General features: G+C 69.6%; 12 protein-coding genes. 8 read left to right on the top strand and 4 right to left on the bottom strand.

Features of this window, described 5'->3' with window-relative positions; genetic code table 11:
• Positions 1-13 precede the first annotated feature (13 nt).
• Positions 14-946 carry a carbohydrate kinase family protein gene (locus PSPA7_RS13890; protein ID WP_003157082.1) on the top strand — a complete coding sequence of 311 codons (933 nt, stop codon included), beginning with the start codon at positions 14-16 and terminating at the stop codon, positions 944-946.
• A gap of 42 nt (positions 947-988) precedes the next feature.
• Here the strand turns inward: PSPA7_RS13890 and PSPA7_RS13885 are convergent, their stop codons facing one another.
• Positions 989-2,224, bottom strand: coding sequence for an NAD(P)/FAD-dependent oxidoreductase (locus tag PSPA7_RS13885; protein WP_012075705.1), 1,236 nt, complete (start codon positions 2,222-2,224; stop codon positions 989-991).
• Positions 2,225-2,641: 417 nt separating this feature from the next.
• Here PSPA7_RS13885 and PSPA7_RS13880 point away from each other — a divergent pair, with 417 nt between their 5' ends.
• The 7 genes from PSPA7_RS13880 (at position 2,642) to PSPA7_RS13850 (ending at position 10,384) form a co-directional block, all read left to right on the top strand.
• A complete protein-coding gene (locus PSPA7_RS13880) occupies positions 2,642-3,877 on the top strand; it encodes an SfnB family sulfur acquisition oxidoreductase (RefSeq protein ID WP_012075703.1) in 1,236 nt (411 codons plus the stop codon).
• A gap of 10 nt (positions 3,878-3,887) precedes the next feature.
• The gene (locus PSPA7_RS13875) at positions 3,888-5,105 is read left to right on the top strand and encodes an SfnB family sulfur acquisition oxidoreductase (protein ID WP_012075702.1); all 1,218 of its coding nucleotides are present in this window, start codon (positions 3,888-3,890) and stop codon (positions 5,103-5,105) included.
• Positions 5,106-5,122: 17 nt separating this feature from the next.
• Positions 5,123-6,511: an LLM class flavin-dependent oxidoreductase gene (locus tag PSPA7_RS13870; RefSeq protein WP_012075701.1), complete on the top strand. Its 1,389-nt coding sequence runs from the start codon at positions 5,123-5,125 to the stop codon at positions 6,509-6,511.
• A 31-nt stretch (positions 6,512-6,542) separates the two neighbouring features.
• Positions 6,543-7,337 carry a MetQ/NlpA family ABC transporter substrate-binding protein gene (locus PSPA7_RS13865; protein ID WP_012075700.1) on the top strand — a complete coding sequence of 265 codons (795 nt, stop codon included), beginning with the start codon at positions 6,543-6,545 and terminating at the stop codon, positions 7,335-7,337.
• Positions 7,334-8,443, top strand: a complete 1,110-nt coding sequence (locus tag PSPA7_RS13860) for a methionine ABC transporter ATP-binding protein (protein ID WP_074197285.1) — start codon at positions 7,334-7,336, stop codon at positions 8,441-8,443. Before PSPA7_RS13865 ends, PSPA7_RS13860 begins: the two co-directional genes overlap by 4 nt.
• On the top strand, positions 8,427-9,080 hold the full coding sequence (locus PSPA7_RS13855) for a methionine ABC transporter permease (RefSeq protein ID WP_003111646.1): 654 nt from the start codon (positions 8,427-8,429) through the stop codon (positions 9,078-9,080). The genes PSPA7_RS13860 and PSPA7_RS13855 overlap by 17 nt, the downstream gene beginning before the upstream one ends.
• 176 nt (positions 9,081-9,256) lie before the next feature.
• Positions 9,257-10,384 carry a glycerophosphodiester phosphodiesterase gene (locus tag PSPA7_RS13850; protein ID WP_012075698.1) on the top strand — a complete coding sequence of 376 codons (1,128 nt, stop codon included), beginning with the start codon at positions 9,257-9,259 and terminating at the stop codon, positions 10,382-10,384.
• A gap of 65 nt (positions 10,385-10,449) precedes the next feature.
• Here PSPA7_RS13850 and zapE read toward each other — a convergent pair whose 3' ends face one another.
• The 3 genes from zapE to PSPA7_RS13835 all read right to left on the bottom strand — a co-directional run bounded on the left by zapE (position 10,450) and on the right by PSPA7_RS13835 (position 14,087).
• A complete protein-coding gene (zapE, locus tag PSPA7_RS13845; RefSeq protein WP_012075697.1) occupies positions 10,450-11,604 on the bottom strand; it encodes a cell division protein ZapE in 1,155 nt (384 codons plus the stop codon).
• A 171-nt stretch (positions 11,605-11,775) separates the two neighbouring features.
• Positions 11,776-12,906, bottom strand: coding sequence for a sigma-54 interaction domain-containing protein (locus PSPA7_RS13840; protein WP_003156824.1), 1,131 nt, complete (start codon positions 12,904-12,906; stop codon positions 11,776-11,778).
• Complete coding sequence (locus PSPA7_RS13835) at positions 12,903-14,087, bottom strand: acyl-CoA dehydrogenase family protein (RefSeq protein ID WP_003104714.1); 1,185 nt, start codon at positions 14,085-14,087, stop codon at positions 12,903-12,905. Before PSPA7_RS13835 ends, PSPA7_RS13840 begins: the two co-directional genes overlap by 4 nt.
• Positions 14,088-14,096 lie beyond the last annotated feature (9 nt).

Genomic DNA, 14,096 nt, shown 5'->3' with positions numbered 1-14,096 from the left:
TCTGGAGAACTGCATGTACCTGGTGTGTGGCGAGGCCCTTTTCGATGTCTTCAGCCTGGAAAGCGCTGCGCGCAGCAACGAGCTGGGCTTCACCGCGATCGCCGGCGGCTCGCCGTTCAACGTCGCCGTCGGCCTGCGCCGGCTGGGCGTGGAGGCGGCGCTGTTCGGCGGGCTGTCCGGCGACTACCTGGGCGCGCGGCTGCGCCGGGTGCTCGAAGAAGAAGGCGTGGACTGCGGCTTCCTGGTGCCCAGCGACGCCCCGACCACCCTGGCGATGGTCGGCCTCGACGCCAGCGGCTCGGCGCAATACCAGTTCCGCGGCGACGGCTGCGCCGACCGCCAGGTGCGCCTGGAACACCTGCCGACGCTGGATGGGCGGATACGCGGGTTGCACGTCGGCTCCTATACCCTGGTGGTGACACCGGTGGCCGACACCCTGCTGGCGCTGGTCCGGCGCGAGAGCGGCCGGCGTCTGGTCAGCCTGGATCCCAACGTGCGCCTCGACCCGCAGCCGGACATCGACCTCTGGCGACGCCGGGTCGAGGCCTTCGCCAGTCATGCGCACCTGATCAAGGCCAGCGAGGAAGACCTGGCCCTGCTCTACCCCGGCCGCGACCCCGGCGAGGTGGCCCGCGACTGGCTGAACCCGCGCTGCCGGCTGGTCTTCGTCACCCACGGCGGCGCCGGCGCCAGCGTGCACTGCGCCCACGGCAGCTGGAGTCGCCCGGCGGATAGCACCCTGGCGCTGCGCGATACGGTCGGCGCCGGCGATACCTTCCAGGCGGCGACCCTCGCCTACCTCCGCCGCCTCGACGCCGACAGCCCGGCCGGGCTAGCCACGCTGTCGCGGGAAGCGATCGACGCGATGCTCGCCTTCGCCATCCGCGCGGCGGCGGTCACCTGCTCGCGGGTGGGGCCGGACCTGCCGTTCGCCCACGAGTTTTGAGGCCGGCCGTGCGGAGGGTCAGGCCGAGAGCTGCCGCCCGGTCTAGCGCCCCGGCCGCGCCAGCCACTCCCGGCCCTTGAGCATGGCGTTCCAGTACACCCAGGGCAGTACGTGGCGCTTGAGCAGCCAGGCGAAGCGGCTGGCCGCGGTGGGCTCCAGCGGGAAGGTCGGCAGCAGCTTGCCGGCATAGCCGAACTCCGCCAGCACCACCCGGCCGCGTTCCACGGTCAGCGGGCAACCGCCGTAACCGTCGTAGCGCAGCGGCAGGCCACGGCCGCTGCGCAGGCCGAGCAGGTTCTCAGCGACCACCACGATCTGCTTGCGCGCCGCCGCCGCGGTCTTCGCGTTGGCGGTGCCGCAGACGTCGCCGAGGGCGAAGATCTCCGGATGGCGGACGTGCTGCAGGGTCGCCGGATCGACTTCGCACCAGCCGGCCGCATCGCCAAGGCCGCTGGCGGCGACGAAGTCCGGCGGCAATTGCGGCGGCACCACGTGCAGCAGGTCGAAATCCTTCTCCTCCCGGCTGGCGTTGCCGTCGGCGTCCTTCACCTCGAACCAGGCCTTGCGCGCCGCGCCGTCGACCTTCACCAGGTTGGAGTTGAACACCAGCTCGGCCGAATACTTGCGCACGTACTCCATCAGCGGCGGGACGAAGTCGGCGACGCCGAACAGCGCCGCGCCGGCCAGGTCGAACTCGACCTCGATGTCCCGCAGCACGCCCTCCCGCAGCCAGTGGTCGCAGGACAGGTACATGGCCTTCTGCGGCGCCCCGGCGCACTTGATCGGCATCGCCGGCTGGGTGAACAGCGCCTTGCCACCACGCAGTCCGCGCACCAGCTCCCAGGTATAGGGCGCCAGGTCGTAGCGGTAGTTGGAGGTGACGCCGTTGCGCCCGAGGCTCTCCTCCAGCCCCTCGATGCGCTCCCAGGCCAGGCGCAGGCCGGGACAGACGATCAGGTTGCGGTATTCCAGGCTGCCGCCGTTCTCCAGCAGCAATCGCCGCTCCCCGGGCTCGACCCGCTCGACGCGGGTGCGCAGCCACTCCACGCCGGCCGGCACCAGCGCGGCCATCGGCCGCGCGGTGTCGCCCTGGGAGTAGGCGCCGCCACCGACCAGGGTCCAGCCCGGTTGGTAGTAGTGGGTGTCCGCCGGTTCGACCAGGCTGATGCGCAACCCCGGCGATCGTTTCAGCAGGCTGGCGATCACGCCGATGCCGGCCGCGCCGCCGCCGATCACGGCGATGTCGGTGGTGAGTTGTGAAGCGTTAGCGCTCTGCATGGGAGCTCCTTCGACGGTCCGGGTGGGTGGGCGCGCGACAGACCGCCGCGCGCGAAACCCTATCACCCTAGCAGCACGGCGCCGGCGCGCGGCATCCGGCTGTAATCCGCCGGTAACTGTTGCCCAGGCAACAGCGGAGCAACAGGCAGCGCCCGCCGACCAGCAAAAACTGTTGGAGAAAATCGGCAAGCCATTGATTTTTCATTTGATTATCGAACGGCACGGCTTGTGCAAGCGGACCCATCAGAGGCTTGGCGATCGCGCCAGCCACCTATCCGAACTGCCAGAGGTGCCCGGCGAGCATGTCGTTACCGCCTGTTTCCCTCCCACCTCCAGGCGTTCCACCCGCACCACCGAACCCGCGAGCCGCGCCACACCGATGCCGCTGGCGGAACCACCACGCTGCAAGGCTGAACCATGACCGACGACACCGCACCCAAGGATCTTCGTGACCAGGCGCCCCGGCTACTCCCGGCACGCCTCATCGAGAACGACGCCCAGGCGTTGCAGGCCGCCCACGAGGTAGCCGGACTGGCCCGTCGCGAAGCGGCGCTACGCGACCGCGAACGACGCCTGCCCTGGCAGGAGCTGGAACTCTTCACCCGCCTCGGCCTGGGCGGCATCGGCATTCCCCGCGCCCATGGCGGCGCGCAGGTTTCCCACGTGACCCTGGCCGAGGTGTTCCGCGTCATCTGTGCCGCCGACCCGGCCCTCGGGCAGATCCCGCAGAACCAGTTCGGCCTGCTCAGCGTGATCGACAACGTCGCCAGCCCGGCGCAGAAACGCAAGCTGTTCCGTGGCATCCTCGACGGCCGCCGGCTGGCCAATGCCGGACCGGAGCGCAATACCCGCCATACCCTGGAGCTGAAGGCGCGGGTCCGTCGCGACGGCGACGGCTACCGGGTCAGCGGCGAGAAGTTCTACTCCACCGGCGCCTTGTTCGCCCACTGGGTGGCGGTCAAGGCCATCGACGAGGAAGAGCGCGCGGTGATGCTCTTCGTCGAGCGCGGCGCTCCCGGCCTGCGCATCGTCGACGACTGGTCCGGCTTCGGCCAACGCACCACCGCCAGCGGCACGGTACTGCTGGACGAGGTGCCGGTAGCCGGCGACATGCTGATCCACAACGGCCTGCTGGCCGAGATCCCGAGCCTCCAGGGCGCCGTCTCGCAACTGATCCAGGCCGCCATCGACGCCGGCATCGCCCAGGCGGCGCTGGACGACGCCCAGGCGTTCGTCCGCGAACGCAGCCGGCCCTGGATCGACGCCCAGGTCGAACGCGCCAGCGATGAGCTCTACAGCATCGCCGAGGTCGGCCGCCTGCAAATCGAGCTGCACGCCGCCAACGCCCTGCTGGAGAAGGCCGGCCAGGTCCTCGATGAAGTGGCCGCGCGGCCGGTGGACGCCGAGTCGGCGGCACGCGCCTCGATCGCCGTGGCCGAGGCCAAGGTGCTGAGCACCGAGATCAGCCTGGCCGCCAGCGAGAAGCTCTTCGAGCTGGCCGGCAGCCGCGCCACGCTCGCCGAGTTCAACCTCGACCGGCACTGGCGCAACGCCCGCACCCACACCCTGCACGACCCGGTGCGCTGGAAAGTCCACGCGGTCGGCGACTACTACCTGAACGGCGCCCGTCCGGCGCGTCACTCATGGATCTGAGGAGCGCCCGATGAGCCTCGCACACGCCACGCGCGACAATCCCACGACCACTGCCCATCGCATCGGCAGCGACGACGAAGCCCTGGAAACGGCCCGCGAGCTGGCCGCCCTGTTCACCCGCGAAAGCATCCAGCGCGACCGCGAGCGGCGCCTGCCGCTGGAAGAACTGGAGCTGTCCTCCCGTTCCGGCCTGTGGGGTATCGCGGTGCCCCGCGAATACGGCGGGGCCGGCGTCTCGCGGGTGACCCTGGCGAAGGTGGTGGCGATCGTCAGCGCCGCCGACAGTTCCCTGGGGCAGATTCCGCAGAACCATTTCTACGCCCTCGAAGTGCTGCGGGTGAACGGCTCGCCGGCGCAGAAACGTCGCCTGTTCGGCGCCGCCCTGGCCGGCGAGCGTTTCGGTAACGCCCTGGCCGAGATCGGTACACGTACCGCCAGCGAGCGCCGCACCCGCCTGCGCGCCGACGGCGACGGCTACCGCCTGGACGGGCGCAAGTTCTACTGCACCGGCGCACTCTACGCGCAGCGGGTGCCGACCCTGGCGATAGACGACGAGGGCCGCCAGCAACTGGTCTTCGTCCCGCGCGACAGTGCCGGGCTGGAAATCGTCGACGACTGGTCCGGCTTCGGTCAACGCACCACCGGCAGCGGTTCGGCGCTGTTCGACCGGGTAGCGGTGGCCGCCGAGGACGTGGTCTCGTTCCAGGACGCCTTCGAGCGCCCGACCACCGTCGGCCCGTTGGCGCAGATCCTCCACGCGGCGATCGACGCCGGGATCGCCCGCGGCGCCTTCGAGGACACCCTGCGTTTCGTCCGCGAGCGTGCCCGCCCCTGGGTCGACTCCGGCGTCGACAAGGCCAGCGACGACCCCTTGACCATCCATGAGATCGGTCGCCTGGCGATCCGCCTGCACGCCGCCGAAGCGCTGCTGGAGCGTGCCGGGCGGGTGCTCGATCGGGCCACCGCCGAACCGGACGCGGAAAGCGTGGCGGCCGCCTCGATCGCCGTCGCCGAAGCCCGCGCGCTGACCACCGAGGTCGCCCTGCTGGCCGGCAGCAAGCTGATCGAGCTCGGCGGCAGCCGCGCCTGTCTCGCCGAGCTCGGTCTCGACCGTCACTGGCGCAACGCCCGCGTACACACCCTGCACGACCCGGTGCGCTGGAAGTACCACGCGGTCGGCGACTACTACCTCAACGGCCGCCTGCCGCCGCGCCGCGGCACGCTCTGAACGCCGAAGGAACCGCCATGAGCAAGAAGCAGATTCTCCTAAACGCCTTCAGCATGAATTGCGTCGGCCATATCAACCACGGTCTCTGGACCCACCCGCGCGACCGCTCCAGCGACTACCGCAAACTGCGCCACTGGACCGAGCTGGCCCGGCTGCTGGAGCGCGGCCTGTTCGACGGCCTGTTCATCGCCGATATCCTCGGTGTCTACGACGTCTACCAGGGCGGCATCGAGGTGACCGCCCGCGAAGCCGTCCAGCTACCGGTGAACGACCCGCTGATGCTGGTCTCGGCCATGGCCGAGGTCACCGAGCACCTGGGTTTCGGCGTCACCGCCAACCTCACCTACGAGGCGCCCTACCCGTTCGCCCGGCGGCTCTCGACCCTCGACCACCTGAGCGACGGGCGGATCGGCTGGAACATCGTCACCGGCTACCTGGAAAGCGCGGCCAAGGCCATGGGCCAGTCCGCGCAGATCGAGCACGACCGCCGCTACGACCGCGCCGACGAGTACCTGGAGGTCCTCTACAAGCTCTGGGAGGGCAGCTGGGAAGACGACGCGGTGCTCGCCGACCGCCAGCGACGGGTCTACGCGCGGCCGGAGAAGATCCACAAGATCCGCCACCATGGCGAGTTCTACCAGGTCGAGGGCTACCACCTCGCCGAGCCCTCTCCACAGCGCACCCCGGTGCTGTTCCAGGCCGGCTCCTCGGAGCGTGGCCTGGCCTTCGCCGCGCGCCACGCCGAATGCGTGTTCGTCTCCGGACAGACCCGCGAGGCCACCCGCCAATTGGTGCAGCGCATTCGCGCGGCGGTGGTCGGCGCCGGCCGTCGCGCCGAGGACATCAGGATCTTCATGGGCATCAACGTGATCGTCGCCGCCACCGCGGCCGAGGCCCGCGACAAGCATGCCGAGTACCGCCGCTACGCCAGCCCCGAGGCCGGCCTGGCGCACTTCGCCAGTTCCAGCGGCATCGACCTGTCGCGCTACGGGCTCGACGAACCGATCCGCTACGAGAAGAACAACGCCATCGAGTCGGTGGTGAAGAACCTCACCGTGGCGCGCACCGACTCCACCGTGCGCAAGCTCCTCGACCAGTTGGCCCTGGGCGGCCGCTACGTGACCCTGGTAGGCGACCCGCGCCAGGTCGCCGACGACCTCGAAGGCTGGATCGCCGATACCGGCCTGGACGGCTTCAACCTGACCCGCACCGTGGAGCCGGAGAGCTACGCCGACTTCATCGACCTGGTGGTGCCCGAGTTGCAGGCACGCGGCAGCTACAAGACCGCCTACGCCCCCGGCACCCTGCGGGAGAAGCTCTTCGGCGGCGGCCGCGCGCGCCTGCAGGCGGAACACGCCGGCGCCGCCTTCCGCCAGCCCCCGGCCGCGCGCCAGCGCCAGGCCTGACCCCACTTTCCCTTTCGTTCAGGAGCCCACCATGCTGAACACCCTGAAAACCCTGAGCCTGGCCGTCCTCCTCGGCAGCGGCCCGGCCCAGGCCGCCGACGCCCCGCTGAAGATCGGCACCACCGCCGCCTTCGCCCCGCCGCTGGAAGTCGCCGTGAGCGAAGCCGGCAAGCAGGGACTGAAGGTCGAACTGGTCGAGTTCAGCGACTGGAACGCCCCCAACATCACCCTCGCCCAGGGCGACATCGACGCCAACTACTTCCAGCACGTGCCCTTCCTGGAAAACGCCAACCGCGAAGGCGGCTTCCAGTTGAAGCCGTTCGCGCCGGGGATCATCAACAACGTCGGGCTCTATTCGAAGCGCTACGCCAGCCTCGCAGAGTTGCCGGAAGGCGCCAGCGTGGCCATCGCCAACGACCCGATCAATAGCGGCCGCGGCCTGCAACTGCTACAGAAGGCCGGCCTGCTGAAGCTCAGGGACGGCGTCGGCTACAAGGCGACCCTCGACGATATCGTCGACAACCCGAAGGACATCCGCATCACCGAGCTGGAGGCGGTGCAACTGGCGCGCGCCCTCGACGATTTCGACCTGGCCCAGGGTTACCCGCACTACCTGCGCCTGGCCGGGACCATCGACCCGACCCGGGCACTGCTGTTCGACGGGGTCGACAACCGGGAATACGTGATCCAGTTCGTCACCCGCGGCGACTACCAGGACCGCGACGGCCGCCTGGCGCGCTTCGTCGACATCTACCAGCATTCGCCGGTGGTCCGCGCCGCGCTGGACAAGGCCCATGGCACGCTGTACCAGCCGGGCTGGGAGTGACGACCATGACCGTTCCCCCGAGCCTGCTGCCCCTCGGACCGTTCCCGACGGCGCCCGACACGCGCGCCTCCACGCCGCACATCCGCCTCCACGGCCTGGGCAAGCGCTACCCCGGCGGGGTCCAGGCCCTGCGGGAGATCGACCTGGAAATCCACCGCGGCGAAGTGTTCGGCATCATCGGCCGCAGCGGCGCCGGCAAGTCCTCGCTGATCCGCACCCTCAATCGCCTGGAGCGTCCCAGCGAGGGGCAGGTGCTGATCGACGACGAAGACATCGGCGGCTACGACGGCCAGCGCCTGGTCGCCCTGCGCCGACGCATCGGCATGATCTTCCAGCACTTCAACCTGATGTCGGCCAAGACCGTATGGCAGAACATCGCCCTGCCGCTGCGGGTGGCCGGGGTGCCCCGGGCACGGATCGAGGAGCGGGTCGCCGGGCTGCTGCAACTGGTCGGCCTGGAGGAAAAACGCGACGCCTATCCGGCACAGCTCTCCGGCGGACAGAAACAGCGCGTCGGCATCGCCCGCGCGCTGGTGCACCAGCCGCAGATCCTGCTCTGCGACGAAGCCACCTCGGCGCTGGACCCGGAGAGCACCCAGGCGATCCTCGCGCTGCTGCGCGACATCAACCGCCGGCTGGGCCTGACCATCGTCCTGATCACCCACGAGATGGCGGTCATCCGCGAGATCTGCGACCGCGTGGTGGTCCTCGAATGCGGCCGCATCGTCGAACAGGGCGAAGTCTGGGAAGTCTTCGGCGATCCGCGCCATGCCGTCACCCGAAGCCTGCTCGGCAGCCTGCGCGCCGCCCTCCCGGCCGACCTCCAGGCGCGCCTGCGCCAGGCTCCCGGCGCCGGCGACCCAGTGCTGCTCGATCTCCAGTACACCGGCGCCAGCCGACGGGTGCCGGACCTGCTGGCCATCGCCAGGGCCATCGGCCAGCGCGTCGACCTGCTCCACGGCGGCATAGAGCGGATCCAGGGCCGCGCCCTGGGGCGCCTGCTGCTACAGGTCGGCGCGCCGCCCGGCGAGCTTCCCGGCGTGCTGGCCAAGGCCGCGCTGGTGGCGGACAAGGTGGAGGTGCTCGGCCATGTCGCCCATGCTTGAACGGCTCTGGCAAGGTTTCCTCGATACGCTGCTGATGATCGGCGCGTCCTCCGCCATCGTCCTGCTGGTGGGTATCCCGCTGGCCCTGGTACTGGTCACCACCGGGCCGGGCGGGATCTTCGAGGCGCGCCTGCTCAATCGCATCCTGGGCGGTCTGGTCAACGTGCTGCGCTCGGTACCCTTCCTGATCCTGATGGTGGCGCTGATTCCCTTCACCCGGATGATCGTCGGCACCAGCTATGGAGTCTGGGCCGCGGTGGTGCCGCTGACCATCGCCGCCACGCCGTTCTTCGCGCGGATCGCCGAGGTCAGCCTGCGCGAAGTCGACCACGGCCTGGTGGAAGCGGCCCAGGCGATGGGCTGCGAACGCCGCCACATCATCTGCAACGTACTGTTGCCGGAGGCGCGACCGGGCATCGTCGGCGGCTTCACCATCACCCTGGTGACCATGATCAACTCCTCGGCCATGGCCGGCGCGATCGGTGCCGGCGGCCTGGGCGACCTGGCCTACCGCTACGGCTACCAGCGCTTCGACACCCAGGTGATGCTCACCGTGATCATCGTCCTTGTGCTGCTGGTCACGTTGATCCAGTTCGGCGGCGACCGCCTGGCCCGCCTGCTGAACAAACGCCTGTAGAATCCGCCCTCCCGGCCTGGGAGGGCTGGTGCTTTGCCGAGGGCGACAGGAACCAGCGTCGCCGCGACAGCGCATCTTTCCCCGCGCCGGACAGACCTGTATCTGTCGTCCTCCGGTCATCCGGCGACGCCAGACTGGTCGGCAATCCCGTGAAAAGAAAGAAGGAAAGGCGCCTCATGCGGCAAAGATTCTGGCAAGGAACATTCAAGACCCTGGGCCTCCTCGGCCTGACGGCGGGGCTCGCCGCCCAGGCCACGGAGCCGTCCGGCAAGGCCCTCAGCGCCGCCGCCGGCGTGCCCTGGCCGGCGGTCATCGCCCACCGCGGCGCCTCGTACGACGCCCCCGAGGAAACCGCCGCGGCCTACCTGCTGGCCCGCGACCTCGGCGCCGACTATCTGGAGGCCGACGTGCAGCGCAGCCGCGACGGCGTGCTGGTCGCCCTCCACGACGACACCCTGGAGCGCACCACCGACGTCGCCGAGGTCTTCCCGGGGCGCGCCAAGGACCCGGTGAGCAGCTTCACTCTCGCCGAACTCAAGCGCCTGGACGCCGGCTCCTGGTTCAATCGCGCCTTCCCCGAGCGCGCCCGGCCCGGCTTCGTCGGCCTGCGCATCCTCACCCTCGACGAGATGCTCGATATCGCCGAGGGCGGCGCCAACAAGCCGGGCCTGTACCTGGAAACCAAGGTACCGGCGCAATTCCCCGGCATCGAAGACGACCTGCGCAAGCTGCTGGAACGCCGCGGCTGGCTGCAACCTCGCGAGCGCGCCGCCGCCGGGCATGTCGACGTGGCCCACGGCAATGGCCGGGTGATCCTGCAGACCTTCGAGAAGAGCAGCCTGGAACTGCTGCAAGAAAGCATGCCGCAAGTGCCGAAGATTCTCCTGCTGTGGCTCGGCGACGGTTACCTGGAAGCCCGCTCGCCAGTGACTTTCAAGGAATCCGGGGAAACCGACAAGGCGGCCTTCTACGCCAGGCAGGAAGTGAAGTCCGAAGCCGAGTTCGGCGCCTGGCTGGACTGGGCCAAGGCCCACGGCGCGCTGGGCACCGGGCCCTCGGCGAGCCTCAGCGAACGCGGCGAACAGAGCTACGCCGACCTGGTGAAACCCTGGATGAACCGCATGACCCACGCGCGCGGGCTGTTCATCCATGCCTACTCGGTGGACTCGGCGGAAGACTTCAAGGCCCTAGGCGCGGCCGGCGTCGACGGTTTCTTCACCAACCGCACCTCGGAACTGCTGAAGTTCCAGGGCCGCCCGGCGGCGCAAGACATGGACGCGCTGCTGCGCCGGCACGGCTACTGAGCCTCGGCCTGGCCGGCGGATGAGCGCGGGCGGCGATCCGCAGTTCCCGCTTCGGCGGCGCGGCGCTAGCCGGCGCTGTCGCTGCCGAAGCGTGCCAGCTGCATCTCGCGCAGCCGGCTGAGGGTGCGACGGAAGGCGAAGGCCAGGTAGCCCTCGGTATAGAGTGCCTCCAACGGCACCCTGGCTTCCAGGTAGAGCGGCACCTTACGGTCGTAGCATTCGTCCACCAGCGCGATGAAGCGCCGCACACCATCGTCGTGCACCGACAGCTGCGGCAATTCGCGATCCCCCGCCTCCACCAGTTGCGCGCCGTTCTCGGTGCCACGGGCTATGCGGCCTTCGCGCTGGCTGGCGCTCAGGCACGGCAGGTCGTCCATCAGGATCGCCCGGTAGCGGTCGCAAAGGCCGATGAAGTCCAGCGCCGACAGCGGCTCCTCGCAGAGCTGCGCATAGCTGCACCAGAGCACCGATTCGCTGTGCCGGTGCACCGCCAGCGGGCGGTGACCCAGCTCGATGGGCTGCGTGGATGCCGCTTCGCCGGCACTCAGGCGCGCGAAGAGTTCGGCGAAACCGCCCGCCTGCCCCGCCTCCACCACCCAGTAGCGTTGCTCGGCCCGGCCGGGATGCAGGCGGTGGTCCTGGCCGCCATCCACCGCGACCACCGCCATGTGCCGCTGGATCGCCTCGATCGCCGGGAGGAAGCGTTCGCGGTTGAAACCGTCGGCGTACAACTGCTCCGGCGGCTGGTTGGAAGTGGCCACCAGCACCACGCCCTCTTCGAACATGATGCGCAGCAGGCTGCCGAGCAGGATGGCGTCGCCGATGTCGCTGACGAACAGCTCGTCGAAGCACAGCACCCGCACGTCCCGCGCCAACTCGCGGGCCAGGGCGCGCAACGGGTCGGCTGTACCGGTCAGTTCGAACTGGCGCTGGTGCACCCATTGCATGAAGTGGTGGAAGTGCTGGCGCCGCGCGGGCACGCGCAGGCACTGGTAGAAGTGATCCATCAGCCAGGTCTTGCCGCGCCCTACCGGTCCCCACAGGTAGACCCCCTGGATCGCGCCGTGGCGGTGAGCTTCGTGCAGGGCCTGGAAACAACGCTCCAGCGCCTCGGCCGCGCGCCGCTGCGCCTCGTCGGGAGCGAAACCGCGCTGTTCCACGGCCTGGCGATAGACGGCGAGCGGCGACGTGGCCGGCAGATCGGGAGAGGTATCGGGCATCGGGCAGTTCCACCTGGCGCAGAGCGCGGAGCCAGACGCTCCGCAAAGCGCCGAGTCTACTGCGCCCGGCTGGGTTTGGGCGAATGCCGCAGCGCCGGCACGGCGGATAGTCGCGGGAGGTTGGGCGAATAACCGCTTGCGCTTATCCGCCGCGATCCCGAGCGCCTGAACTCAGATCGACAACCGCACCGCCCGCTCGCCATCGATCCGCTGGCCACCGCGCTTGTTCACCACCAGTTCGCCGATGGCGATCAGCCGTGTGCGCGTGACGTTGCGGCTGAGTCCCAGCAGGTTGGCGGTATGCACCTGGTTACCGTGGCAGAAACGGTACGCCGCGCGCAGCAGGGCATCTTCGACCCGCCCATGGAGGTTCTCGCCCTGCTCTTCGAACAGACGCTGGAAAGCCTGCTGCAACAGGTGCTCGGCGGCGCCGCTCGCCGGGGCCCCGCGCGCCGGCTCCTCGCCACGCTCCAGGCGCAGGTTGGACAGGTGCAGGTCATCCGCGCGGATCAGCCCGTCGCGACAGATCAGCAAGGTATGGTGGATGACGTTCTCCAGCTCGCGGATGTTCCCCGGCCAGGAATAGGCGCGCAACTTCTGCGCCGCCTCCGGGCTCAACTGGCTCTGGCCGTAGCCCAGGCGACGGCTGTATTCGGCGATGAAGTGGCGGGTCAGCGGCAGGATGTCGCCGGGTCGTTCGCGCAACGGCGACAGCTCGAGGCTGACGACATTGAGCCGGTAGTACAGGTCCTCGCGGAAGTGCCCGGCATTGATCGCCCGCTCCAGTTGCACGTTGGTCGCCGCCAGCACGCGCACGTCGATGGGGATGCTCTTGCGCGACCCCAGGCGCACCACCTCGCGCTCCTGCAACACGCGCAGCAACTTGACCTGGATCGGCATCGGCAGGTCGCCGATCTCGTCGAGGAACAGGGTGCCGCCGTTGGCCTCCTCGAACCAGCCGGCCTTGGCCGCCAGGGCGCCGGTGAAGGCGCCCTTCTCGTGGCCGAACAGCTCGGCTTCCACCAGCGACTCGGAGAAGGCCCCGCAGTTGACCGCCACGAACGGGCCGTTGCGCCGCGCGCTGAGGTTGTGGATATGCCGCGCCACCAGTTCCTTGCCGGTGCCGGTCTCGCCGATCACCAGCACGCTGGCCTCGCTCGGCGCCACCTGGCGCAGGTGTTCGAGCAGGGCCTGGGACTTCGGGTCCTCGAAGACCTGGGCGGTGGCGCGGATCGAGGTCGCCAGGTTCGGCGAACGTGGCAGCGTCAGCAGCCGGTCGGGAGTACGGGTAGAAGCGTTCATGAGTAGAAGGTCGGTTGCGGCGGTGACTGGTTCAGCGCCCAGTCGCCCAGCTCGCGGATCTTGTAGTCCAGCGGGTCGTGCAGGGTCTGGGTGCGCAGGTTGCGCCAGTAGCGGTCCAGGCGCAGGGCGGCGTGGGTGGAGCGGGCGCCGGTGACTTCGAACATGCGGTTGCACAGGTCGAGGCCGTTGCGCGTCGCGGCGACCTTGGCGGCGGCGATGGCCAGGGCCAGCTGGCCGCGCTCGCTGGCGTCCAGCGCCGGACCCTTGGACCAGGCGGCGTCGAGGCGCTGCGCGGCGCGCTCGACCAGCGCCCGGGTGCTTTCCAGGCCGACCCAGAATTCGCCGTAGCGCGCCAGCACATAGGGGTCGGCATTGGCCTCGGCGACCTCGGAGCGGAACCACGGTCGCGCTTCGCGCAGGGTGTACTGGCGAGCCTCCTCGAAGGCGCCTTCGGCGATGCCGAGGAACACCTCGGTGAAGATCAACTGGGCGATCAGCGGCCGCAGGCAGGCGAACGGCGTGCTCAGCGGCCCGGGATCAAGCAGCAACTCGCTCTCCTCCACCCGCACCCGCTCGAAGATCGCGCTGCCGCTGTCGGTCTGCCGCTGGCCCATGTTGTCCCAATCCTGGCCCAGGCTGATACCGCTGCGCGCGGTGGGGATGGCGGCGATCAGCAGCGCCCCGCCCTCGCCGTCCAGTGCCGAGGCGATGAGCATCTCCGAATCGCGGGCGCCGGAGCAGAAGCTCTTCTTCCCGGAGAACTCGCGCCAGCCGTCGAAGCGCCGGGCCACGGTACGGTTGTCCAGCGGGTTCAGCGCGTTGCCCCAGAACCAGCGGTTGCGCGCGGTCAGCTCGAACCACGGCTGCCATTGCTCGGGCCGCGAGAACAGGCGCACGGTGGCCAGCATCAGGTGCTGGAAGCCGTAGACGTGGGCGATCGAGCTGTCGACCCGGGCCAGTTCGCGCACGGTTTGCAGGGTTTCGCTCCAGCTCGCCCCCAGGCCGCCGTATTCGCGCGGGATGATCAGCGACAACAGGCCGCTGCGGCGCAACGCGTCGCGCTCGGCCTTCGGGGTGCCACCGGCGACGTCGCGCTCGGCGGCGTTCTCGGCGAAATCGGCAGCCAGGCGCCGGGCGATCTGCAACGGCGTTTGCGCCTCGGGGCGGGTCTTCGCATTCACAGGGCGTTT

The organism is Pseudomonas paraeruginosa PA7, assembly GCF_000017205.1.
Classification (GTDB): Bacteria; Pseudomonadota; Gammaproteobacteria; order Pseudomonadales; family Pseudomonadaceae; genus Pseudomonas; species Pseudomonas paraeruginosa.
This window is presented reverse-complemented; position numbering and strand designations above follow the sequence as displayed.

Coding starts and splice junctions, on each gene's coding strand:
- PSPA7_RS13890 (WP_003157082.1), top strand. CDS start 14: ATGTACCTGGTGTGTGGCGAGGCCCTTTTCGATGTCTTCAGCCTGGAA.
- PSPA7_RS13885 (WP_012075705.1), bottom strand. CDS start 2,224: ATGCAGAGCGCTAACGCTTCACAACTCACCACCGACATCGCCGTGATC.
- PSPA7_RS13880 (WP_012075703.1), top strand. CDS start 2,642: ATGACCGACGACACCGCACCCAAGGATCTTCGTGACCAGGCGCCCCGG.
- PSPA7_RS13875 (WP_012075702.1), top strand. CDS start 3,888: ATGAGCCTCGCACACGCCACGCGCGACAATCCCACGACCACTGCCCAT.
- PSPA7_RS13870 (WP_012075701.1), top strand. CDS start 5,123: ATGAGCAAGAAGCAGATTCTCCTAAACGCCTTCAGCATGAATTGCGTC.
- PSPA7_RS13865 (WP_012075700.1), top strand. CDS start 6,543: ATGCTGAACACCCTGAAAACCCTGAGCCTGGCCGTCCTCCTCGGCAGC.
- PSPA7_RS13855 (WP_003111646.1), top strand. CDS start 8,427: ATGTCGCCCATGCTTGAACGGCTCTGGCAAGGTTTCCTCGATACGCTG.
- PSPA7_RS13850 (WP_012075698.1), top strand. CDS start 9,257: ATGCGGCAAAGATTCTGGCAAGGAACATTCAAGACCCTGGGCCTCCTC.
- zapE (WP_012075697.1), bottom strand. CDS start 11,604: ATGCCCGATACCTCTCCCGATCTGCCGGCCACGTCGCCGCTCGCCGTC.
- PSPA7_RS13840 (WP_003156824.1), bottom strand. CDS start 12,906: ATGAACGCTTCTACCCGTACTCCCGACCGGCTGCTGACGCTGCCACGT.